Annotated in this window: 22 protein-coding genes and 1 pseudogene; 13 read left to right on the top strand and 10 right to left on the bottom strand. The window is 59.5% G+C overall.

Annotated elements, in window-relative coordinates; all coding sequences use genetic code 11:
* Positions 1–23: 23 nt before the first annotated feature.
* Both ACA047_RS11685 and ACA047_RS11680 read right to left on the bottom strand, forming a co-directional pair.
* Positions 24–692, bottom strand: a complete 669-nt coding sequence (locus ACA047_RS11685; RefSeq protein ID WP_497359333.1) for a haloacid dehalogenase type II — start codon at positions 690–692, stop codon at positions 24–26.
* 683 nt (positions 693–1,375) lie between these two features.
* On the bottom strand, positions 1,376–2,260 hold the full coding sequence (locus ACA047_RS11680; protein ID WP_497359332.1) for a LysR family transcriptional regulator: 885 nt from the start codon (positions 2,258–2,260) through the stop codon (positions 1,376–1,378).
* A 96-nt stretch (positions 2,261–2,356) separates the two neighbouring features.
* On the opposite strand from ACA047_RS11680, the gene ACA047_RS11675 reads away from it, so the two are divergent.
* The 6 genes from ACA047_RS11675 (at position 2,357) to ACA047_RS11650 (ending at position 8,170) form a co-directional block, all read left to right on the top strand.
* Positions 2,357–3,493 carry a DSD1 family PLP-dependent enzyme gene (locus ACA047_RS11675; protein WP_497359331.1) on the top strand — a complete coding sequence of 379 codons (1,137 nt, stop codon included), beginning with the start codon at positions 2,357–2,359 and terminating at the stop codon, positions 3,491–3,493.
* Positions 3,483–3,881 carry a RidA family protein gene (locus ACA047_RS11670; RefSeq protein WP_497359330.1) on the top strand — a complete coding sequence of 133 codons (399 nt, stop codon included), beginning with the start codon at positions 3,483–3,485 and terminating at the stop codon, positions 3,879–3,881. The genes ACA047_RS11675 and ACA047_RS11670 overlap by 11 nt, the downstream gene beginning before the upstream one ends.
* Positions 3,882–4,034: 153 nt before the next feature.
* The gene (locus ACA047_RS11665; RefSeq protein ID WP_497359329.1) at positions 4,035–5,219 is read left to right on the top strand and encodes an NAD(P)/FAD-dependent oxidoreductase; all 1,185 of its coding nucleotides are present in this window, start codon (positions 4,035–4,037) and stop codon (positions 5,217–5,219) included.
* A 27-nt stretch (positions 5,220–5,246) separates the two neighbouring features.
* The gene (locus ACA047_RS11660; RefSeq protein WP_497359328.1) at positions 5,247–6,077 is read left to right on the top strand and encodes a GNAT family N-acetyltransferase; all 831 of its coding nucleotides are present in this window, start codon (positions 5,247–5,249) and stop codon (positions 6,075–6,077) included.
* A gap of 192 nt (positions 6,078–6,269) precedes the next feature.
* Positions 6,270–7,730, top strand: coding sequence for an aldehyde dehydrogenase family protein (locus ACA047_RS11655; RefSeq protein ID WP_497359327.1), 1,461 nt, complete (start codon positions 6,270–6,272; stop codon positions 7,728–7,730).
* Positions 7,731–7,804: 74 nt separating this feature from the next.
* Complete coding sequence (locus ACA047_RS11650; protein WP_497359326.1) at positions 7,805–8,170, top strand: VOC family protein; 366 nt, start codon at positions 7,805–7,807, stop codon at positions 8,168–8,170.
* 23 nt (positions 8,171–8,193) lie between these two features.
* Here the strand turns inward: ACA047_RS11650 and ACA047_RS11645 are convergent, their stop codons facing one another.
* The 3 genes from ACA047_RS11645 to ACA047_RS11635 form a co-directional block, all read right to left on the bottom strand.
* Complete coding sequence (locus ACA047_RS11645; RefSeq protein ID WP_497359325.1) at positions 8,194–8,586, bottom strand: GFA family protein; 393 nt, start codon at positions 8,584–8,586, stop codon at positions 8,194–8,196.
* Between the two features lie 68 nt (positions 8,587–8,654).
* Positions 8,655–9,398 carry a CPBP family intramembrane glutamic endopeptidase gene (locus ACA047_RS11640; RefSeq protein WP_497359324.1) on the bottom strand — a complete coding sequence of 248 codons (744 nt, stop codon included), beginning with the start codon at positions 9,396–9,398 and terminating at the stop codon, positions 8,655–8,657.
* Positions 9,395–10,324: a LysR family transcriptional regulator gene (locus ACA047_RS11635; protein WP_497359323.1), complete on the bottom strand. Its 930-nt coding sequence runs from the start codon at positions 10,322–10,324 to the stop codon at positions 9,395–9,397. The genes ACA047_RS11640 and ACA047_RS11635 overlap by 4 nt, the downstream gene beginning before the upstream one ends.
* 140 nt (positions 10,325–10,464) lie before the next feature.
* Between ACA047_RS11635 and ACA047_RS11630 the strand changes: the two genes are divergently transcribed.
* A complete protein-coding gene (locus tag ACA047_RS11630; RefSeq protein ID WP_497359322.1) occupies positions 10,465–10,875 on the top strand; it encodes a RidA family protein in 411 nt (136 codons plus the stop codon).
* An 89-nt stretch (positions 10,876–10,964) separates the two neighbouring features.
* Here the strand turns inward: ACA047_RS11630 and ACA047_RS11625 are convergent, their stop codons facing one another.
* The 3 genes from ACA047_RS11625 to ACA047_RS11615 all read right to left on the bottom strand — a co-directional run bounded on the left by ACA047_RS11625 (position 10,965) and on the right by ACA047_RS11615 (position 12,547).
* Positions 10,965–11,444 (bottom strand): VOC family protein, encoded by a 480-nt coding sequence (locus tag ACA047_RS11625; RefSeq protein ID WP_497359321.1) that lies wholly within the window; start codon positions 11,442–11,444, stop codon positions 10,965–10,967.
* Between the two features lie 85 nt (positions 11,445–11,529).
* The gene (locus ACA047_RS11620) at positions 11,530–11,766 is read right to left on the bottom strand and encodes a hypothetical protein (protein WP_497359320.1); all 237 of its coding nucleotides are present in this window, start codon (positions 11,764–11,766) and stop codon (positions 11,530–11,532) included.
* Positions 11,759–12,547, bottom strand: coding sequence for an MlaA family lipoprotein (locus tag ACA047_RS11615; protein WP_497359319.1), 789 nt, complete (start codon positions 12,545–12,547; stop codon positions 11,759–11,761). The genes ACA047_RS11620 and ACA047_RS11615 overlap by 8 nt, the downstream gene beginning before the upstream one ends.
* Before the next feature lie 168 nt (positions 12,548–12,715).
* Between ACA047_RS11615 and ACA047_RS11610 the strand changes: the two genes are divergently transcribed.
* Both ACA047_RS11610 and ACA047_RS11605 read left to right on the top strand, forming a co-directional pair.
* A complete protein-coding gene (locus ACA047_RS11610; RefSeq protein ID WP_497359318.1) occupies positions 12,716–13,426 on the top strand; it encodes a response regulator in 711 nt (236 codons plus the stop codon).
* Positions 13,423–14,769 carry a sensor histidine kinase gene (locus ACA047_RS11605; protein ID WP_497359317.1) on the top strand — a complete coding sequence of 449 codons (1,347 nt, stop codon included), beginning with the start codon at positions 13,423–13,425 and terminating at the stop codon, positions 14,767–14,769. Before ACA047_RS11610 ends, ACA047_RS11605 begins: the two co-directional genes overlap by 4 nt.
* 16 nt (positions 14,770–14,785) lie before the next feature.
* Here ACA047_RS11605 and ACA047_RS11600 read toward each other — a convergent pair whose 3' ends face one another.
* A complete protein-coding gene (locus ACA047_RS11600) occupies positions 14,786–15,193 on the bottom strand; it encodes a winged helix-turn-helix transcriptional regulator (protein ID WP_497359316.1) in 408 nt (135 codons plus the stop codon).
* Between the two features lie 152 nt (positions 15,194–15,345).
* Between ACA047_RS11600 and gstA the strand changes: the two genes are divergently transcribed.
* The 4 genes and pseudogenes from gstA (at position 15,346) to kefC (ending at position 19,434) form a co-directional block, all read left to right on the top strand.
* Positions 15,346–15,966, top strand: a complete 621-nt coding sequence (gene gstA / locus ACA047_RS11595) for a glutathione transferase GstA (RefSeq protein ID WP_497359315.1) — start codon at positions 15,346–15,348, stop codon at positions 15,964–15,966.
* A gap of 36 nt (positions 15,967–16,002) precedes the next feature.
* On the top strand, positions 16,003–16,842 hold the full coding sequence (locus tag ACA047_RS11590; RefSeq protein WP_497359314.1) for an SDR family oxidoreductase: 840 nt from the start codon (positions 16,003–16,005) through the stop codon (positions 16,840–16,842).
* A 252-nt stretch (positions 16,843–17,094) separates the two neighbouring features.
* Entirely contained in the window at positions 17,095–17,616 is a 522-nt protein-coding gene (gene kefF, locus ACA047_RS11585) for a glutathione-regulated potassium-efflux system oxidoreductase KefF (RefSeq protein ID WP_497359313.1), read from the top strand.
* 1 nt (position 17,617) lies between these two features.
* Positions 17,618–19,434: pseudogene (gene kefC / locus ACA047_RS11580) on the top strand (glutathione-regulated potassium-efflux system protein KefC).
* Between the two features lie 10 nt (positions 19,435–19,444).
* On the opposite strand, the gene ACA047_RS11575 reads toward kefC, so the two are convergent.
* Positions 19,445–20,317: an aldo/keto reductase family oxidoreductase gene (locus ACA047_RS11575; RefSeq protein WP_497359312.1), complete on the bottom strand. Its 873-nt coding sequence runs from the start codon at positions 20,315–20,317 to the stop codon at positions 19,445–19,447.
* Positions 20,318–20,381 lie beyond the last annotated feature (64 nt).

Raw genomic sequence — 20,381 nt, 5'->3', positions numbered from 1 at the left:
TCACCTTGAAGAGTGCGCTGAACTCAGAGCCCGACCAGGCCGGCCAATCCGCCGATGTCCGGGATCTGGTGGTAGCCATACACGGCATTGGCCGGTTGTTCATGACCACGGGCCACGAAAGCCTTGTTCTTGATTTTCATGTCATGAGCCGGCATCAGGTCATAACGGAAGCTCGACGACACATGCAGGACGTCTTCCGGCCCACAGCCGAGGTTATCGAGCATGAACTCGAAGGCTGCCAGGCGCGGCTTGTAGGCCTGAGCCTGCTGGGCGGTGAAGACTTTATGGAAAGGCGCGCCGAGCTTGGCCACGTTGGACATGATCTGCTCGTCCATCGCGTTGGAAAAAATCACCAGGGGAATCTTGTCGGCGATTTTCGAAAGACCAGCCGGCACATCGGCATGCGGGCCCCAGGTGGGTACGGCGTCGTAATAGAGCTGGCCTTCACCCCGATATTCAACACCCCAACGCTTGCAGACACGCATCAGGGAAGTCTTGATGATTTCATCGTACGGCCGCCAGTCGCCCATCACCTGATCCAGACGATAAGCGGAGAAATCCTTGACGAACTGGTCCATCTGCCCGGCATCGACACGATCGGCGAACAGCTCGCGCGTCATGGTGCCCATCTGGAAATTGGTCAACGTGCCGTAGCAGTCGAAGGTGATGTACTTGGGTCGAAGAAAGCTCATGAGTACGGTCCTGGATTGTTGTTGAAGGCATGACGAGGCAAACATTGACGCCGCTCGTGAAGCATCGGTGCAACGCTGCAGCACGTTTTTATTACAACACCATGAGACCGTGGATAAACGGTTAAAAATACCGGCCGCTTGGTACAAACCACCGTTTTGCAGGGTTCGCTCAGCAGACTTTGCGGGATGCTCCAGACACGGGCGCTGCGCCCGTATTTCTGTGCCTTTGCGGGCAGTTATGGTGCGAAAACCACCCCCGTAAAGGCCTCCCTGCGGCAGAATCTACGCCCGGAACCGGGCCGCTTCAGCATTTGCTGTGGGATGTACCACCGTCATCGCGAGCAGGCTCGCTCCCACACTGTTTCTGGAGTGAACGCAGGATTGGTGCCCACCGCAAATCCCCTGTGTGCGGGCTTGCTAGCGATAGCGGTGGGTCAGCTTGCATTCGTGTTGAATGTGCCGATGCCATCGCGGGCAAGCCTTGCTCCCACATGGGTTCTTGGGTGTTCGCAGATCCGGCGTTCACCACAAATCCCCTGTGGGAGCTGAGCTTGCTCGCGATTGCGGTGGGTCAGCTTGCATCGATATTGGATGTGCCGCCGTCTTCGCGAGCAAGCCCGCTCCCACACTGTTTCTGGGGTGAACGCAGGATCAGTGCCCACTGGGGCCGACGTACCTTTTATTCAGGCTTTCAATTCAGCCTCTAGAAAGCTCACCAGGGCCTGCACCCGTGCGCTGCGAAGTTTGCGCGAGGGCACCAGCAGATTGATCGGGGCACTGTCGAATTGCCAATCCGCGAGCACCCGTACCAGGCTGCCATCCGCGATGGCTTTACTGACGTCCCATTGCGAACGCAGCACCAACCCCAGGCCTTGCTCTGCCCAGCGCCGGGCCACACTGCCATCGTTGCTCAGCAGCGCAGGCTTGATGCGCAGTGTTTTGCGCCCCTGCTCATTACGCAGATGCCACAGCGTGACATCCTCATCGTTTTCGCGAATGCAAATGCAGCGGTGTTCGGCGAGCTGGTCTGGCGATGAGGGCGTGCCGTACTGCTCCAGATAGGTGGGACTCGCGCATAACCAGCGGTTGTTTTGCGTCAGGGGCCGGGCGACCCACAGGCTGTCGTTGAGAGTGCCAATGTGAATCACCGCATCGCTGTCGTGACGATCGGGCCAGGGCGTTTCCCGCAGATCCAGCTGCAGGCACAGCTGTGGATGCAACCTGGCAAAACGCGCCAGCAACGGCGCGATGCGTTGGCGTCCATACCCAAACGGCGCCGCCAGCCTGAGGGTGCCGACCAGTTGATCGTCCTGCTGCTTGAAGGACTCGGGGAGCGCCTCCAGCTGTTCCAGCAGCAGCGCGCCCTGACGGGAGAAACGCTCGCCGTCGGCGGTGAGACTCAGGCGCCGGGCATCGCGGTTGGCCAAGGTCACGCCAAGCAGTGTCTCCAGTTTGCGCAAGCGCATGGACAGCGCCGGTGGCGAAACGTTGAGCGCCCTGGCGGCGGCACTCAAAGATTCGGAGCGCGCCAGTGTCACGGCCATACGCAGGTCTTCGATGGTGATCATTCAGTTCAACTTAATGATTGATGACACTGCATTGAACCACAGCTTCACGCCGGCTGAGTAGAGTCGAGCCTGTTCCCAGCCATCCGAGCCCTGTTCATGCCAGCCTCCATTGCCTCCCTCGATACCCCCGTCGCGCTCATTGACGTGCCGCGAATGCAGCGCAATATCCGCCGCATGCAGCAGCGCATGGATGCTTTGGGCGTGCGTTTGCGTCCCCACATCAAAACCAGCAAATGCCTGCCAGTGGTTCAGGCGCAGCTCGCGGCGGGCGCCAGCGGTGTCACCGTTTCCACCTTGAAGGAAGCGCAGCATTGTTTCGCCGAAGGCATCCAGGACATCTTTTATGCCGTGGCCATCGCACCCGGCAAACTGGCTCAGGCCCTGGCGCTCAGGCGCCAAGGGTGCCGCCTGAGCATCCTGACGGACAGCATGACGGCGGCGCAGGCCATCGTCGATTTCGGTCAACAACACGACGAAGGTTTCGACGTCTGGATCGAAATCGATTGCGACGGCCATCGGTCCGGCCTGCGGGTCGAAGACGACTCGCTCGTCGACATCGCGCGGATACTCAGCGAGGGGGGCATGCAGCTGTGCGGCGTGATGACCCATGCCGGATCCAGCTACGAACTCGACACGCCCCAAGCGCTGCAAGCCTTGGCCGAACAGGAACGCTACGTCTGCGTCAGCGCTGCCCAACGCATCCGCGAAGCCGGGCTGGCCTGCCCGCAGGTCAGCATCGGCTCGACGCCCACGGCATTGTCGGCGCTGAGCCTGGAAGGCGTCACCGAGGTTCGGGCAGGTGTCTATGTGTTCTTCGATCTGGTGATGCACAACATTGGCGTCTGCCAAGCGCACGAGTTGGCGCTGAGTGTGCTGACCACCGTCATCGGTCATCAGAAAGACAAAGACTGGATCATCACTGATGCGGGCTGGATGGCCATGAGTCGTGATCGGGGTACACAGCGCCAGCAACGCGACTTCGGCTACGGGCAGGTGTGCACCGAGGCCGGCGACTGGATCGAGGGCGCGTTGCTCACCAGCGCCAACCAGGAGCACGGCATCATCACCCTTGAAAACGCCGAGGATGTCGATATCACAGTGCGCTTCCCGATTGGCAGCCGCCTGCGCATCCTGCCCAATCATGCCTGTGCGACGGGCGCGCAATTTCCTCATTACTGCGCCTGTGACGCCACGGGCGAAATACACACGTGGAGTCGTCTGCATGGCTGGTGAGTTCGAGTTGATTCACACCCCCCACGCCGCCGCTCCGGGCGGGCATTACGCCCAAGCGGTGTCGCACCAGGGGGTTTTGTATGTGTCCGGACAACTGCCAGTACGCGCCGACGGCAGCCACAGTGTCGACCAACCCTTCGAGGTGCAGGCCTCCATCGCCCTGGAGAATCTGATGGCGATTCTCCGAGAGGCTGGCCGGGGTCCGAACGACCTTTTGAAGGTGACGGTCTATGTCGCCGGCATCGAACACTGGCCCGCTTTCGACCGGATCTACGCCCGCTATTTGGGTGAACACCGGCCAGCACGCGCGGTGGTGCCAGTCCCGGCCCTGCATCATGGATACCTGATCGAAATCCAAGCGCTGGCGTGTGCGGACGCTATTCCTTAGGGCATCAAATGAACCTGTGGCGAGGGAGCTTGCTCCCGCTTGAGTGCGAAGCGCTCACAAGAAGGGCCTGCTGCGCAGTCCAGCGGGAGCAAGCTCCCTCGCCACAATGAATCAGTTTCACAATCGGCCACTGAGGTCCATCGAGAGAACATCATGAAGCCACAGAAAAGCGATGTACTGATTATCGGCGGCGGCATCATGGGGTCGGCGTCGGCGTTTTTCCTGCGCCAGCGCGGACACTCGGTGACTTTGCTCGAACGCGACCTGGTCGGCCAGTACGCCAGCGGCGTGAACTTTGGCAACGTGAGGCGCCAAGGCCGATTCCTCGGTCAACTGGAACTGTCCAACCGTTCATACGGGTTATGGAAACGGCTTCCCGAGTTGATCGGCGATGACCTGGAATTCATCCCCAGCGGTCATATGCGCGTCTGTTATCGTGAGGACGAGATCGCCGAACTTGAAGCCTACGCGGCCGCCCCCGAGGCCCGCGAACTGGACTTGCAGATCATCACGGGCAAGGCCTTGCACGAGCGTTTCCCGTTCCTCGGCCCGGAGGTCAAGGGTGGCTCCTACGCACCTCACGACGGCCACGCCAACCCGCGCCTGGCGGCACCGGCATTTGCCCGCGCGGCAACCCGCGCCGGGGCGAGCATCCGAGAACGTACCGAAGTCGCCCAAGTGCAAAAGGTGAATGGTGAATTCCAAGTGACCACCACCGATGGCCAGCTTTTCATCGCGCAGCAACTGCTTATCACCGCGGGCGCCTGGGGGGCAAAGCTGTCCGAACAATTTGGCGAAGCCGTGCCACTGCAAGCCAATGGTCCCCAGATGTCGGTCACGGAGCCAGTGCCCTACGCCTTGCCGACGGTGATCGGGGTTTTTACCAAAATAAAGGAAGAGGTGATTTATTTCCGGCAGATCCCCCGGGGCAACATCATCATCGGCGGTGGCAACCGTTGCAAACCGGACATGATCAACCGTCGCGCCTACTTCAAACCGGAAAGTCTGCTCAACCAAATGCAGCAAATGAGTCGCCTGCTACCAGGGGCCGGGAATCTCAACATCATCCGTGTGTGGAGCGGTATCGAGAGCTATACGCCGGACTCGCTGCCGATCATGGGCCCAAGCGGCAAGGTGGACGGTCTGTTCTATGCCTTTGGTTTCTGTGGGCATGGCTTCCAACTCGGCCCAGGGGTCGGCGATGTCATGGCCGAATTGATCAGCACCGGCAGCACCCGAACCTTGATCAGCCCCTTCGATATTCGCCGTTTTACCGAACCGGATAACCCTGCAGCGTCTCAATTTGCAAGCATTCCAAGCACCGGAAAACTTGTCTGAACCCTTCATTACCTGCGAGCAAGCGCCATGTCTGTCTATCAATATCGCCCTGTCACCGCCGCCGACATCCCCGCTGCCCACGCCCTCTGCGTGCACCTGAAATGGCCCCATCGCGAGGAAGACTGGGCCATGGTGCAACGCACGTCCGAAGGTTTTGTCGCGCAATACGAGGGTCGACTGGTGGGTGTGGCATTCGCCTGCCACCAGGGTGCTTATTCCTCCATCGGGCTGGTGATCGTCAGTGATGAACACCAGGGCAAAGGCATCGGTCGTCGTCTGATGAACCTGTGCCTGGATGCCGTCGGCTCACGTACGCCGATCCTCAATGCCACCGTCTCTGGCGCGCCGCTCTACGCAAGCCTGGGGTTCGTAGACTTCGCTCGCATCCAGCAGCATCAGGGCATTGCGCAGCTACCGGCGCCCTCCTCCTCGGTTTGTCGGATCTTGACCCCGGATGATTACCCGAGGTTGATCGAACTGGCCAATGCCGGCAGCGGACTGGACCGCACCGTCGTCCTCAATGACCTGCTCCCGGTCGCCCAATACAGGGTCGGAATCGACGTCGATGGGCAGCTACAAGGCATTGCGCTGCTCCGGCATTTTGGCCGTGGCCATGTCATCGGCCCGGTGGTCGCACAGAACCTCGAACAGGCCCAGGACATGATTACCCACCTGCTGCGCTTGATACCCGACGCATTCGTGCGCATTGACGTTCCGGCCGATTGCGGGCTGGTCCCCTGGGTGGAAAGCCTGGGTTTGCAGTGCGTCGATAAAGCACCACGCATGGTCCGTGGCACACCTGCGCAATCGAGCGGTGGCATCCAGCAGTTTGCCCTGGTGACTCAAGCCATCGGTTAACAAGTGGACGTTTTTGTGCCCTGAAACGGATGCAGATGTTTTGCAACGTTAGCTCGGCAGATACAGCAGATTATCCTTTGCCGAGGTCAAGAACGGCACATGCCATTCGGGCCGCTTTGTTAGTTTATTGAGCAGATACGGCACACCGATCTACCGCCGGTTGCGCCATTACCGCTCCAGGGAGCCCGTTGGATGACCACCCAATCTTCGAACAGCTACAGCGTCGACCCGCAAACCTCCCAGCAGTTTTATATCAATGGCCGCTGGTCGTCCCCGACGCATCCGGCAACGCTGCCGGTGGTCAACCCGGCCACCGAAGAGGTTGTCGCCGAGGTCGCCCGAGGCTCCAGCGAGGACGTCGACCGGGCGGTTGCGGCGGCGCGTGCAGCGTTTCCCGGCTGGTCCGCGACCCCGGCAGCCTCCCGCGCCTTGGTCCTTGGGAAAATCCACGAGCTGATCCTCGAGCGCAAAGAAACGCTTGCCCAGGCGCTGTCTATGGAAATGGGCGCGGCCATCGGCTTCGCACGGGCCATGCAAGTGCCGCTCGCGGCCGAACACGTGCGGGTGGCCCGTGACCTGCTGTCCACCTATGCTTTTCGCAAGGTCGAGAACGGCACTGCCATTGACCGCGAACCCATCGGCGTCTGCGGCCTCATCACGCCGTGGAATTGGCCGCTGTATCAGATCACCGCCAAAGTCGCCCCGGCGATTGCCGCCGGCTGCACCGTGGTTTTGAAACCGAGTGAACTGTCACCGCTGAGCGCCCTTCTCTTCGCCCAACTGGTGCATGACGCAGGTCTTCCAGCGGGCGTCTTCAACCTGGTGAACGGCAGCGGTGCCGAAGTCGGCGCGGCCATGGCGGCGCATCCCGACATCGACATGATCTCCATCACCGGCTCAAACCGCGCGGGCGCGCTGGTAGCCCAGGCCGCCGCCCCTACGGTGAAGCGCGTCACCCAGGAATTGGGCGGCAAATCGCCGAACGTGCTGCTGCCCGACGCCGATTTCGCCAAAGCCGTGCCGCCGGGGGTGATGTCGGCGTTCCGCAACGTCGGCCAGTCCTGTAGCGCACCGACCCGAATGATCGTGCCCAGGAACCGCTTGGCGGAAGTCGAAGCGTTGGCTGGCGCAACCGCCAGCGCGATCATCGTGGGTGACCCACAATCGGAAGCAACGATACTCGGCCCCATCGCCAATGAGGCCCAGTTCAATCGGGTGCAAACCATGATCGAGGTGGGCCTGAGCGAGGGCGCAAAACTTGTTTGTGGCGGCCCCGGACGTGTGCCGGGCTTCGAAAAAGGCTTCTACACCCGACCGACTGTTTTCTCCCAGGTGGACAGCGCCATGCGCATCGCCCAGGAAGAAATCTTCGGCCCGGTGCTGTGCATCATCCCCTATGACACGGTGGACGAAGCGGTCGCCATCGCCAACGACACCGTCTATGGGCTCGGCGCCCATGTACAGGGCCAGGACCTTGAGCTTGCACGCGCCGTTGCCTCGCGCATCCGCGCCGGGCAAGTGCTTTTGAATTACCCGGCGTGGAACCCAATGGCACCGTTTGGTGGGTACAAGCGCTCAGGGAATGGGCGTGAGTACGGTGTGCATGGGTTTGAGGAGTTTCTCGAGATCAAGGCGATTGTCGGGTTTGGTTGATTGCATGAATTGCTTTTGAGATCGAATGGTTGTTAGATCCAGGATCGTTTCAGCAAACAGCCAAGGAGGCGCTCATGGGCGTTCGAGGTAAAGACCTTCAAATCGACAACATCGAGTTCAACGTCAACGACATTGCCAGAAGCAAGGCTTTTTATGGCAACGCGTTCGGCTGGACTTTCATCGATTACGGCCCGACCTACACCGAGTTCAGCGATGGTCGAATGACAGGTGGGTTTACCACGGGAGAACCTGTCCGACCGGGCGGGCCGTTGGTCATCCTATACGCCGATGATCTTGCCCAGACCCAGCGCAAACTCAAAGCTGCAGGCGCCACCATCAGCCGGGAGACCTTCTCATTCCCCGGCGGTCGGCGCTTCCACTTCATCGACCCCGATGGTTATGAGTTGGCTGTATGGTCGGCTAGCGAATCGCCTGAGTAACATCGCGGATAGCCGAGTGCGCCCTACTCCTCAAAGCGCCCCGTGGCCTCGCGATCATGCTCATATCGTTTCTTGAGTGGAAACGGTGGCAACCAGGACTCGCGGCGCACGACCCAGCTTTCGTAGGTGGGCATCAGTTGATCAGGGGCGTCCAACGATCCCAGGTTCACTTCGATTTCGTCGCCGGTGCGGGCGAATACCGATGAGCCGCAGCGAGGGCAGAAAAACCGCCCGGCGTAGTCCTGTGTTTCGCCCATGATCGTCACCGCATCCTGGGGGAACACGGCAGCGGCGTAAAACAAGGCCCCATGATGCTTGCGGCAGTCGAGACAGTGACAGAGCCCGACACGGTAGGGGCGCCCCGAGGCTTCAAGTCGAACGTTGCCGCACAGGCAACCGCCGGTGAATCGGTCCATGCTGCATCTCCTCTGCAATCGAGCGGCCGGGTATAGCCTCCGACCGACCATGCCGGTGCTGGTTTAACTCAAAAATACCCGGCCATCGGCACTGCGATCAGCAATATCGCGGTTCCATGAGTCGCCGTCGACGCCACCACCCCGTAGCGCATGCGAATGAGCCCGCAGGCCACACCTTCAATCAGCGTGAAGAGCAAGATCGGCCAACCGAGTTGGGTGACGCTCAAGGCGAGAAAGGCATGGAGCGCCGAGAACGCCACGGCACTGATCAACACCGCTCGCAGCGCGCTGACGTGCAGCTCGAAGTAACCCTGCAGGAAACCACGAAACAGCACTTCTTCCAGTGCGTTGGCCCCATAGGCGAGCACCGCCATACCCAGCAACCAAGTCCAGTAATCCGCAATCGCAGCCGTTTCAATGCCTTGAAAAAACCGCAGTGGCAAACCGATCAAACATCCCGCGCCGATGCCCAGGGCCAACCCAGCCAATCGATTACCTTTGAACACAACAACCAGCTGCCACAAGTCTGGCAACAGGCGAGCGATCAGCATGACCAACACCAGCGACACACCACCCAGCATGGCCAGCACAAACGGGTTGGCCAGAAAACCGATCTGCAAATCGCCACTGAGCGACCACATGCGCAGCGGCGTCATCACGTCGCGCATCAGCACAAACGCCGACACCAGAATCACGATGCGCAAGCCTGTCTGGGTCTTTGGCGTTAAACCGAACCAGAGGCCGAACAGCACAAGGCCCGGTGTCAGGTAAATTGCGTAGTCCAGCAGTACGGCGATTGCTTCGGCAATCATTGGGCTCTTCCCTTAGTCTCAACAGGCGCATGTTGCGCCATCAGCTGCGCAACCCATTCGATGAACACTCGCAACTTGGCGCTAATGTGCCGGTTTGGAGGATAGGCCACGTAGAGCGGCATCGGGTCGAGGCGCCAGTCTTCGAATAGGGGCACTAAGTCCCCCAGAGCTTCGTGAGCCCTGGACATGTACTTGGGTAGCCAGATAACGCCCAGGCCAGCCAGGCCAGCCGCGAGGTAGGCGTTGCCATCGTCGACGGCCAGCACGTAGCGCCCCTTGACCTGGAGTTGCTCGCCGCTGTTGCGCATGGCATAGGGCAACGCTTTGCCAGTGCGCGCCCACAAAAAACCAACAATGCGATGCTGCGAATCTTCCAGCTCCAGCGGATGCGAAGGAACGCCCATACGGGCCAGGTAGCTCGGCGCGGCAAAGACGCCTAGGGCCAGGTCGCCGACGCGTCGGGCGATCAGCGACTGATCCACCAACTCGCCGCCGCGCACCACGCAATCGACGTTTTCATCGATCATGTCCACGATGCGGTCGCTGACGCCCATGTCGATCTGGATGTCCGGGTATCGCTCATAAAACGCCGGTAAGGCCGGCACCAGGATCATGGCCGCCAGCGGGCTCGGCACGTCCACCCGCAGCCGCCCTCGGGGCAGCGCTTGAGCGCCGGACAAGCTGGTCTCGGCATCGTCCATGTCGGCCAGCAGTCGAATCACCCGCTCGTAATAGACGGCGCCGTCAGCGGTGACGTTGACCTTGCGCGTCGTGCGGTTGAGCAACTTGACGCGCAACCGTGCCTCCAACTGCTGCACCAGTTGGGTCACGGTGGTCTTGCTCATGTGCAAAGTTTCGGCCGCCTTGGTGAAGCTGCCCGCCTCCACCACTCGAGCGAACGCCTGCATCGCATCAAAACGATCCATTTGTGCCTCGTATCGATCAGATTGTTTGGTGTTCACAAACAGTGATCACCAAGGTTGCTCGTTTATCGCCTGGGTACAAGCCCCTAGAGTGCTTTCATCGTTGGTTTCGGGTCGATCTTGACCCTTTGATAGAGGCACCTATGACGCAGCGTGATGTTGTTTTTCCAGCCGGACGCCAGGCGCTTTATGAGCGCAATCGCTATTCTCCGGCTATTCGCTCCAATGGCTTTTTATTCGTGTCGGGGCAAGTCGGCAGCACCGAAGACGGCTCGCCAGAACTCGATCTGGAGACCCAGGTCCGCAAAGCGTTCAATAATCTGAAGGCGATTCTCGCCGCTGCCGATTGCACCTTCGACGATGTCATTGACGTCACCGTCTTCATCGTCGATCCCGAGTCGACATTCGAGACAATCTGGAAAGTGGTGCCCGAATTCTGGGGCAGCGCACCGCATCCGACACTGACGGGAGTGGGCGTGACGTGGTTGTATGGTTTTCAGTTTGAGATCAAGGTGATTGCCAGGTTGCCTGAAACTGCCAAAAGGGTGAGCTGACCTGCGGTGGGTCAGCTGACGGCGATGTTGGCTGTGCCGGCGTTTTCGCGAGCAGGCTCGCTCCCACAGGTGATTGACAGTGACCACGGTTAACCTTTCAACGCCGCCTCAATCGCGGCAATGTCGATCTTGGTCATTTGCATCATGGCGTCGAAGGCGCGCTTGGCGGCTGCTCGATCGGGATTGGCTATCGCAGTGGTCAGAATACGCGGGGTGATCTGCCAGGAAATGCCCCATTTGTCCTTGCACCAGCCACAGGCACTCGCCTCGCCGCCGTTGCCGATAATCGCGTTCCACAAGCGGTCCGTTTCGGCCTGGTCATCGGTTGCTACCTGGAACGAAAAGGCTTCGTTGTGCTTGAACATCGGGCCGCCGTTCAGCCCGAGGCAAGGAATCCCCAACACCGTGAATTCCACCGTCAACTCATCGCCCTGCTTGCCCGCCGGATAGTCGCCAGGCGCGTAATGGACGGCTTGCACCGCACTGTCGGGGAATGTCGCGGCATAGAAATTCGCAGCGTCCAGCGCGGTGCCGTCATACCAGAGACAAATCGTGTTTTTGTTATTCATCCGGGTTCTCCGAGGGGGGGACTGGACGATAAAGTCTAGCAGCGCTCCTGAAAGCCTAGCGAAATGACCGACAGCCCGAGGATGTTCACCCAGCCCCCCGCTCCCCGTTATTGACCATCCAGCGAATCATGTTCGCCAGCGGCACCCGATGATGCTGGATGACGCACCAACTGACTTGCTCATGGCGGTACAGCTCGACGTAGCGACTGAGCAATACGTGACGGCCATCCTCGGCCAGCCGTAGTTCAACTTCGCGGCAATGCAATGCACCTTGGCCGGACGTTCTCATTCGCCGATGCAATACCAGCGTCTCGTTACTCATCAACAGCCTCTGCACCCTGGCAGTGCGAGGTTTCGTGGACGACCGCGCCCAACTTCCCCTGCGCGACAAAATCGGCGCGCCGCTGTGCCACCGCATCTCGCAGCGCCGTGTAGTAATCGGTTTGGGTCTGCAACTCGTCTGTCAGCGGGAACGCCTGTGCACGACCATCGACGATGCCACCTGCGGTGTTGATCGTGCCCAGCGTGTCAACGGTATCGCTATTACTGCCAAACGGATCGACTGCAAAACTCACCACTTTGCCCGTCACATCCCTCAGGTTGGCGGTCCCCAGCAGCGGCAGTTCAACAATCGGCCCAGGGGCGATGTTCCAGACACCGAACGTCTGGCCGAAATCGGCCTCGTGGCGCTCGATGCCAAGCTTGCCCGATACATCGATCAGCCCAACGATGCCCACGGTCGTATTGATAGCGAACCGCCCCAAGGTATTGACCGAGCGTTGTACATTGCCTTGTAGCAAGTCATTGATGAACACCTTGGGCTCGCCGAAGTTTTCGACGAAGTTGTGAACGCCAGTCTGCACGACTTGCGGAAGTTTGAGATAACCACGGGCAACGGGAGCCAGGGCGTAGTCATCCACTGTCCGGTTGAAGGCAAAGATGCCTCGATTGATGGGCTCTGCAGGATCATGAACGGTATAGGTCGCGCGCTCACAACTGCCCGCAGATGCAGCGGGCGTACTCGTGCAGCCGCTGGCGAATGCCGCCAACACAACGACTAAAGAGGATTGAACAAGTAACGGCGAGGATTTGATGATCGGCATACATGGCGCTCTCGGCAAAGGAATGGAGTGATCCTGCCTCTGTTTTTTTGCCTGAAGATTTCCAGAACATTGCTCGCCGGCAACTTTATTACCGGATTGAAATATATGACGCAGGCCATGGATTGCCCCTAGTATCCCCTCCTGTATTCATTGCCCAGCGTGCCCACCGTGAGCCATTTATTACTAGTGGACGATGACCTCGAAGTCCTCGCCCTCTTGCGCAAATTCCTTGAGCAACATGGCTATAGCGTGGAAGTGGCCGCCGACGGTGCCGCCCTGTGGCAAGCGGTAGAACGACAGTTGCCGGACCTGATCATCCTCGACGTCATGCTGCCGGGAGACAGTGGACTGGTCCTCTGCCAGCGACTGCGGGCCGAGCATACGGTCGGCATCATCATGCTCACGGCCATGGGCGAGTTGAGTGACCGTGTCGTTGGCCTGGAGCTGGGGGCGGACGATTACCTGACCAAACCCTTCGACGCGCGAGAACTCTTGGCCAGGGTCCGTGCCGTACTCAGGCGCACCGGCGAAGCCAAGGGCACATTGAACGACGCCTCCCGGCTGATTCTGGAATTCGAAAACTGGCAACTGGATGTCACCCGTCGCGAGTTGCGCTCACCGGAAAAAGTCATGATCCCGCTGTCTACCGGGGAGTTCGAACTGTTGTTGGTATTTGCCGAACACCCGCGCCGGGTGCTCACCCGCCAGCAACTGTTGGACATGGCCCGCGGCGAGACGTACGACGCGTTTGACCGAAGCATCGACGTCCAAGTCAGCCGGCTGCGCCGCAAGCTGGAGACTGATATCACCGGCGCGTCCATGATCCGCACCGTTCGCAACAGCGGCTACCTCTTCAGCCCCCACGTGATGAAACGATGAAGCCGTCTCGCTCAGGCCCTCATCGCCCACGGGACACGGTGGCGCGCTGGATCGCCCTGACCACCATGGTTGCCATGCTGACATTGCTGGCCCTGAACGAGCTGTTCAGCCTCTTGGCCGGGGCCTGGGCGCGTCCGCCCCTGATGGAAACCGGCCTGATGGAAAAGGTTGCGGCCATCACCCGCATCATCGACTCAGTCGCGCCCCAACAACGGCCCGATATTGCCAGGGCGGCCAGTGACCAGGCGTTCAGCGCGCAATGGTTACAGCGGTATGAAGAGGCACGGTTGCCGCTGATTGACGATCCAGAGTTCAGTGAGGGCTCGGTGCTCTTGCACCAACTGCTGGGCAGACCCAACGCCAGGATAGAGGCCTACGAGCCGGGCGACTGGCCGGGCAATCAACCGGCCAGACGCTACGCCGTGGTGATTGAGTTAACCGACCATTCGTGGGTGATATTTTCCGTCCCCTCGCGCAGTTGGGGGCTAGGGGAATGGGCACGCAACCTGATCATAATCTCGCTGATTCTGCTATCGACTTTCATCGTGGCCCTGATTGCCACGCGGCATCTGGCAACGCCGCTGGAACGCTTTGCCGAAGGCGCCAGGCGCTTTGGCGTGGATCACAAGGCGCCCCCCATCCCCGTCATCGGGCCGCACGAAATCCGCCAGGCGATCCTCGCCTTCAACGCCATGCAAGCCCAGCTCAAACACTTCCTTCAGGACCGCACGCAAATGCTTGCCGCCATCTCCCACGATCTGCGAGCGCCGTTGACTCGCATGCGCCTGCGCGGGGAATTCATCGAAGATGCCGAGCAGCAATCCAAACTGTTCAGGGACGTGGATGAAATGCAGGCAATGGTCAATTCTGCGCTGGAATTCTTCCGCGACGACGCACGACTTGAACATGCCACCGCGTTCGACCTGGCTGAACTGCTGCACACCGTCGTCGACGATCTCAAGGATGCCGGCACCGACGTTTCATTCGACGGTGCCCCTCGGTTTGTTTATGTAGGCCGGCCCATCGGGATCAAACGGGCCTTGGTCAACTTGATCGACAACGCGATCAAATATGGAAGCGAACCGAGTGTTCAACTCAAGGCCGGGACCGAACAGGTTGAAATTCGCATCCTGGACCGAGGGCCAGGCATCGCGCTGCAATACCATGAGCAGGTGTTCGCGCCCTTCTTCCGCCTCGAGGGTTCACGCAACAAAAACACCGGCGGCGTCGGGCTGGGCCTGTCGGCAGCACGGGCGACGGTTCTTGAGCATGGAGGGACACTGACCCTGAGGAATCGACGGGGTGGCGGGCTGGAGGTCAAGGTCTCGCTGCCACTGAATTGAATAGAGGTGGGCAGCACTACGTCGCTGAAGCGCTGTCTTGCGAAGTCGCGTCATTATCGCCGCTGGCTGCCGTTTCAGATGTCTGCTGCTGCTTGAGCTTATAGCCAATCCGGGCGATTTCATCGATTGCCGGAAGCAGCTCCTGACCCAACGGGGACAGGCTGTACTCGGCTGAAGGCGGCGAAGTCGCCATGACCGTGCGGATAACGACGCCCTTCTCTTCCATATCCTTGAGTCGGCCTGACAGCATCTTCGCTGAGATGCCGGGAATGTCCGCGCGTAACTCACCGAAGCGACGAGGGCCGCCGCTCAGGTTCCAAAGCACGCTCGGGGTCCAAGCACCACCCAGCAGCCACATGCAAGCACCCACCGCACAGTCCGGCATTGGCTTGGCTACTTTGCTTTTGCGCATTTTCAAAGACATTTTTCCACTCGCCCTGTCGATTCAGATTTCCGAACTATCACTACGTTACCGAATGGAAACCGGAGAATGAAGGTAACATTAAGTTACTAGCTATACAAAGGTAACCTCGGTGATAGCATGAGGACCTCCCCCACCAGAGAATCCTTATCACCATGAAACTTTATTATTCGCCCGGCTCCTGCTCGTTAGCGACCCACATCGTCCTTCGCGAAGCAGCGGTACCCTGCGAGCTGGTGAAAGTCGATTTGTGGCAACACCAGACCGAGTCCGGCGAGGACTATTACACAATCAACCCCAAAGGCGCGGTCCCAGCCCTGGTATTCGATGACGCAGCGGTGCTAACAGAAGGCGTTGCGGTCTTGCAATACTTGGGCGATCACTATGCCCCGTCACTGCTCCCAGCAAACGGAACACTGGAACGTGCGCGCCTGCAGGAGATACTCAATTACCTGGCTTCTGAATATCACAAAGCCTGGACCCCATTGTTCTACCTCGCTGCGCACGCGGATCCATCAGAAGCCCAGCGCCCAGTCATCGCCAAGCAGACTTACCTGAACGCAATACTGGCCGATGGTCGCGCTTATCTCCTGGGCGAAACCTTCAGCGTTGCCGATGCCTATCTTTTTGCTGTCACGCGTTGGTCTACCAACTTCGGCATTTCACTCGACGCTCAACCAGCGTTGAAAGCGTTCATGGCACGCGTCGAAGCGCGTCCCACCGTCAAGGCCGCGCTTCAAGCCGAAGGGCTGACCGAGCTGTTCACCCAGGCTTGATTCAGGCCCATCGCAGATCCCTTTTTGGAGAATGAAATGTCGAACAAAATCCTTGTTCTCGGTGCAACAGGTACGGTCGGTAGGCCACTCGTCAACGGCCTGATCGCCAGGGGCGAAAAAGTGAAAGCCGCCTCTCGCGGTGGACAGCCAGTGGAAGGTGCTGAAGGTGTGGTTTTTGATTTCAGCGAGCTGGCTACCATCGCTGCCGCCCTGGAAGATGCGGACCGCGCGTATGTGCTGTTGCCCTCCGGTTATTTGGATGTGCAGGACCTTCTGCTGCCTTTCATCGAAGCCGCAGCCCAGCGTAACGTTAAAATCGTCTTCCAGAGTGTCATCGGTGTCGACGCTGACGACTCCATCCCCTACCGCCAAGTCGAAATCGCGCTGAGCAACAGCGGGACGCCCTTTGTCATCTTGCGTCCCAACTGGTTCAGCGACAACTTCCACACGTTTTGGAAAGCGGGTATCGACCACGGTCAGATCGCACTTCCCGCCGGTAACGGCAAGTCGAGCTTCATCGACGCGCGGGACATTGCGGCCAGCGCCATCGCCGCACTGACCTCCACTGCTTTCGATGGCCAGGCGTTCAACCTGACAGGTCCGCAGGGCCTGTCCTACGCCGAAGCGGCTGCGGTACTTTCCAACATCGTGGGCAGAACGATTCGCTATGACGCCATCTCGGACGAAGCTTTTATTGAACTTCTGAAGGGGTCTGGCGTGCCGGCGGACTATGCAGCTTTCATGGCGTCCATCTTCTATCCGGTACGTGAAGGCTGGACCGAGGCTGCAACCGACGATGTAAAGACCCTGACGGGTGTAGCGCCTCGTACATTGGAAACCTATGCACACGATCATGCAGCGCGGCTGAAAGCGTAATCACCTGGTGCACAACGGCGGCCTATGTGCCGCCGATTAAGACGTGTTGAGCACACAAACCGGCGAATAATGCTCTAAACAATCAGCGCCTTCCTCGATAGGATGTCCGGCCGGTAGGCTTGGACCCTGTTCCAGGAAGGCGCTCTTGTTTGTATCACTCGGCTGAAATAGTCGAGAGCAATCGTTCCCCATCGCTCGCGCTAACCACAGGCAAGGATCGACGGAGCCAACTGAACACCAAGGATTTCACCGATGATTCTTATCATTTACGCGCACCCCTATCCCGAAAAATCACGGGTCAACAAAGAGATGCTCAAGCGAGTGTCGAGCAATCCGGACGTGGTCATACGTTCCCTGTACGACTTGTATCCAAACTTCGATATCGACGTCGAGGCGGAACAGCGAGCGGTCGAACAGGCACAACTTGTCGTACTTCAACACCCGATGTACTGGTACAGCTCCCCGCCCCTTTTGAAATTGTGGATCGATAAAGTGTTCACTCAAGGTTGGGCATACGGTAGAGGTGCCGTCGCCCTCAAAAGCAAGAGCCTGCTGTGGGCCGTCACGACAGGTGGCGAGCACGATCATTTCCAGATAGGTGACTACCCAGGTTTTTCGGCGTTGGCCCAACCCCTCCACGCAACGACCCTCTATTGCAACATGCGCTGGCTGGAACCGGTGGTGGTCCACGGCGCCTATGCCGATGCCTGCGACTCCCAACACGCCCAAATCGAGCACTATTGCGCACGCCTGGCCTCCTGGAAGGAAGATTGATATGGAGACTCACAGTCTGATTGAAATGCTCATTTACCTGGGCTCGGCGGCGTTGATCGTGCCTATCGCCGTCAGGTTGGGACTGGGTCCGGTATTGGGCTATCTGCTTGCCGGTTGTGTGATCGGCCCGTGGGGCCTGAAGCTTGTGACAGACGTCAAGGCCATCCTGGAATTTGCGGAAATCGGTGTCGTCCTGATGCTGGGCTAGAACTCGATCCAAAACGGTTGTGGGCGCTGCGCAAAATGGTGTTTGGCGGAGGCTCTCTGCAGATGCTCGCCTGTGGCGCGGCTATCGCTCTGTTTTGCGTTGCGCTTGGGCTGGACTGGACCGCAGCACTGTTGGTAGGCCTGACACTGAGCCTGTCCTCCACGGCAATCGCCATGCAGGCGATGAACGAACGCAACCTGACCGCCACCGCCGTTGGGCGCAGCAGCTTTGCGGTGCTGCTGTTCCAGGACATCGCAGCCATTCCCCTGGTGGCCATGATTCCTTTGTTGGCGGCCCATGGTGGTACTCCTTCAGGCATCGACCTGGCGATATCCATCGCCAAAATCGTCGCTGCAATCAGTATCGTCGTACTGTTGGGGCGATACGTTTCTCGACCGGCCCTGCGCTTCGTTGCACGATCAGGCTTGCGGGAGATTTTCAGTGCCGTAGCGCTGTTTCTGGTGTTCGGCTTCGGTTTGCTCCTGGAAGAAGCCGGCCTGTCGATGGCCATGGGCGCATTCCTCGCCGGGGTATTACTGGCCAGCTCTGAATACCGACACGCCCTGGAAAGCGACATTGAACCCTTCAAAGGCCTGCTGCTGGGCCTGTTCTTCATCGGCGTCGGCATGTCGATTGATTTCGGCACCCTGATCAATGCGCCGTTGAAGGTCATCACCCTGACCTTTGGTTTCATCCTGATCAAGCTGCTGGTGATCAAGTCAGTGGGTCGATTCCTGAATGTTCCAGCAGGCCAGCGCTCATGGCAGGCGGTGTTGCTGGGCCAGGGAAGCGAGTTTGCCTTTGTGGTTTTCGGCGCTGCGACGGTCGCCGGACTATTGACCGATCAATGGGGAAAAAGCCTGACCCTGGCGGTGGCCCTGTCCATGTGCCTGACGCCCTTGCTCATCCTGCTGCTCGGTCGAATAGAGTCCGCCACCAAGAAAGACAGCCAGGAATCGGACCTCATCGACCAGCAGAATCCGCGGATAATCATCGCGGGGTTCGGCCGCTTTGGGCAAATCGCCGGGCGCCTCCTGATGTCCTGCGGCGTCGACGTGGTGGTACTGGATCACGACCCTGACAACATTGAAACGCTACGTAAATTCGGCGTGAAAGTATTTTATGGCGATGCCACGCGCCTTGACTTGCTGCAAGCGGCCGGCGCGGCCCAGGCGGTTGTGCTGATCAACGCAATAGACGATCAGGAAGACAACTTGAAGCTGACCCGGTTGGCTAAAGAGCACTTTCCAGCGTTGAAGTTGGTCGTGCGCGCGCGGGACATGGGACACATCATCAGCCTTCGGCAGATGGGGGTGGATGCGGCCGAGCGGGAGACCTTCGAAAGCGCACTGTCATTGGGTCGAAGTGCGCTGGTGCAGATGGGTGTAGGACATTACGAAGCCCGTGAAAGAGCAGACCAGTTCCGACGACTGAATCTGCAAATGCTGGATGAAATTGTTGCCCAGCCGGCCGATGACCTTAACTTCAGACACGACGCTTATCGGCGCGCGAATGCGCTGCTGACGGAAATGTTCAACGAAGATCGTGCTCGCCCGCTCAACAACTGGTCTGAAAAGCATCGGCCCGAGGTGGATGAACGCCACAGCTAAACGGCGCCCTTCAGCCTGCCGGGACCAACCCATCCAACTCATCCAACATCTGCGGCGGGATCGCCAGCTCACTTGCCGTGAGGTTTTCCCGCAGATGCGCCAGCGACGACGTACCCGGTATGAGCAGGATATTGGGCGCGCGTTGCAGCAACCACGCCAGCGCGACACACAGGGGCGACGCCTCCAGGCGCGCCGCGACGCTGGAGAGGGTTTGCGATTGCAGCGGTGTAAAGCCGCCCAGCGGGAAGAATGGCACGTAGGCGATGCCCTGCTGGCCCAGTTCGGCAATGAGTTGCTCGTCATCCCGATGGGTCAGGTTGTAGTGGTTCTGTACGCAGGCCACCTTGGCGATGCCCTGGGCCTGCTTGACCTGCGAGGCGGTGACGTTGCTCAGCCCCAAGTGCCGGATGAGGCCCTGGCGCTGCAGTTCGGCCAGTGTCGTGAACGATTGCTCGATGGACTCTTCCGTAGGCGAATGCAGGTCTCCCCACACCCGCAGGTTGACCACGTCCAGTACCTCCACGCCCAGGTTACGCAGGTTATCGTGGACGGCACGGGTCAACTCGGCGGGGCTGTAGGCCGGGTCCCAGGAGGCGTCGGAGCCGCGAACGGCACCGACCTTGGTCACAATGACCAGGTCCTTGGCGTAAGGGTGCAACGCTTCGCGGATCAGCCGGTTGGTGACATAAGGTCCATAGAAGTCGGCGGTATCAATGTGGTTAACCCCCGCAGCCAGGGCTTCGCGCAACACAGCAATCGCCGCTGCCGGGTCTTTGGGAGGCCCGAACACATTGGGCCCCGCCAACTGCATCGCGCCATAGCCCATGCGATTGACCCTGCGCTGGCCGAGTAAAAAAGTGCCTGCTTTGCCTGCAATACTCATTTCGTGCCCCTCGAATCAATGTGAGTGAGTCGACTATAGGCGTTGACTACTCCATTGATAATCA

The sequence above is a fragment of the Pseudomonas sp. LBUM1664 genome (assembly GCF_059695895.1).
Note: the sequence above shows the minus strand (reverse complement) of the source record. Positions and strands in the feature narration are given on the sequence as shown.

Bases quoted from the DNA above. Each gene is read 5' to 3' on its own strand.
- ACA047_RS11685 (WP_497359333.1), bottom strand. From the start codon at position 692: ATGAGCTTTCTTCGACCCAAGTACATCACCTTCGACTGCTACGGCACG.
- ACA047_RS11680 (WP_497359332.1), bottom strand. From the start codon at position 2,260: ATGATCACCATCGAAGACCTGCGTATGGCCGTGACACTGGCGCGCTCC.
- ACA047_RS11675 (WP_497359331.1), top strand. From the start codon at position 2,357: ATGCCAGCCTCCATTGCCTCCCTCGATACCCCCGTCGCGCTCATTGAC.
- ACA047_RS11670 (WP_497359330.1), top strand. From the start codon at position 3,483: ATGGCTGGTGAGTTCGAGTTGATTCACACCCCCCACGCCGCCGCTCCG.
- ACA047_RS11665 (WP_497359329.1), top strand. From the start codon at position 4,035: ATGAAGCCACAGAAAAGCGATGTACTGATTATCGGCGGCGGCATCATG.
- ACA047_RS11660 (WP_497359328.1), top strand. From the start codon at position 5,247: ATGTCTGTCTATCAATATCGCCCTGTCACCGCCGCCGACATCCCCGCT.
- ACA047_RS11655 (WP_497359327.1), top strand. From the start codon at position 6,270: ATGACCACCCAATCTTCGAACAGCTACAGCGTCGACCCGCAAACCTCC.
- ACA047_RS11650 (WP_497359326.1), top strand. From the start codon at position 7,805: ATGGGCGTTCGAGGTAAAGACCTTCAAATCGACAACATCGAGTTCAAC.
- ACA047_RS11645 (WP_497359325.1), bottom strand. From the start codon at position 8,586: ATGGACCGATTCACCGGCGGTTGCCTGTGCGGCAACGTTCGACTTGAA.
- ACA047_RS11640 (WP_497359324.1), bottom strand. From the start codon at position 9,398: ATGATTGCCGAAGCAATCGCCGTACTGCTGGACTACGCAATTTACCTG.
- ACA047_RS11635 (WP_497359323.1), bottom strand. From the start codon at position 10,324: ATGGATCGTTTTGATGCGATGCAGGCGTTCGCTCGAGTGGTGGAGGCG.
- ACA047_RS11630 (WP_497359322.1), top strand. From the start codon at position 10,465: ATGACGCAGCGTGATGTTGTTTTTCCAGCCGGACGCCAGGCGCTTTAT.
- ACA047_RS11625 (WP_497359321.1), bottom strand. From the start codon at position 11,444: ATGAATAACAAAAACACGATTTGTCTCTGGTATGACGGCACCGCGCTG.
- ACA047_RS11620 (WP_497359320.1), bottom strand. From the start codon at position 11,766: ATGAGTAACGAGACGCTGGTATTGCATCGGCGAATGAGAACGTCCGGC.
- ACA047_RS11615 (WP_497359319.1), bottom strand. From the start codon at position 12,547: ATGCCGATCATCAAATCCTCGCCGTTACTTGTTCAATCCTCTTTAGTC.
- ACA047_RS11605 (WP_497359317.1), top strand. From the start codon at position 13,423: ATGAAGCCGTCTCGCTCAGGCCCTCATCGCCCACGGGACACGGTGGCG.
- ACA047_RS11600 (WP_497359316.1), bottom strand. From the start codon at position 15,193: ATGTCTTTGAAAATGCGCAAAAGCAAAGTAGCCAAGCCAATGCCGGAC.
- gstA (WP_497359315.1), top strand. From the start codon at position 15,346: ATGAAACTTTATTATTCGCCCGGCTCCTGCTCGTTAGCGACCCACATC.
- ACA047_RS11590 (WP_497359314.1), top strand. From the start codon at position 16,003: ATGTCGAACAAAATCCTTGTTCTCGGTGCAACAGGTACGGTCGGTAGG.
- kefF (WP_497359313.1), top strand. From the start codon at position 17,095: ATGATTCTTATCATTTACGCGCACCCCTATCCCGAAAAATCACGGGTC.
- ACA047_RS11575 (WP_497359312.1), bottom strand. From the start codon at position 20,317: ATGAGTATTGCAGGCAAAGCAGGCACTTTTTTACTCGGCCAGCGCAGG.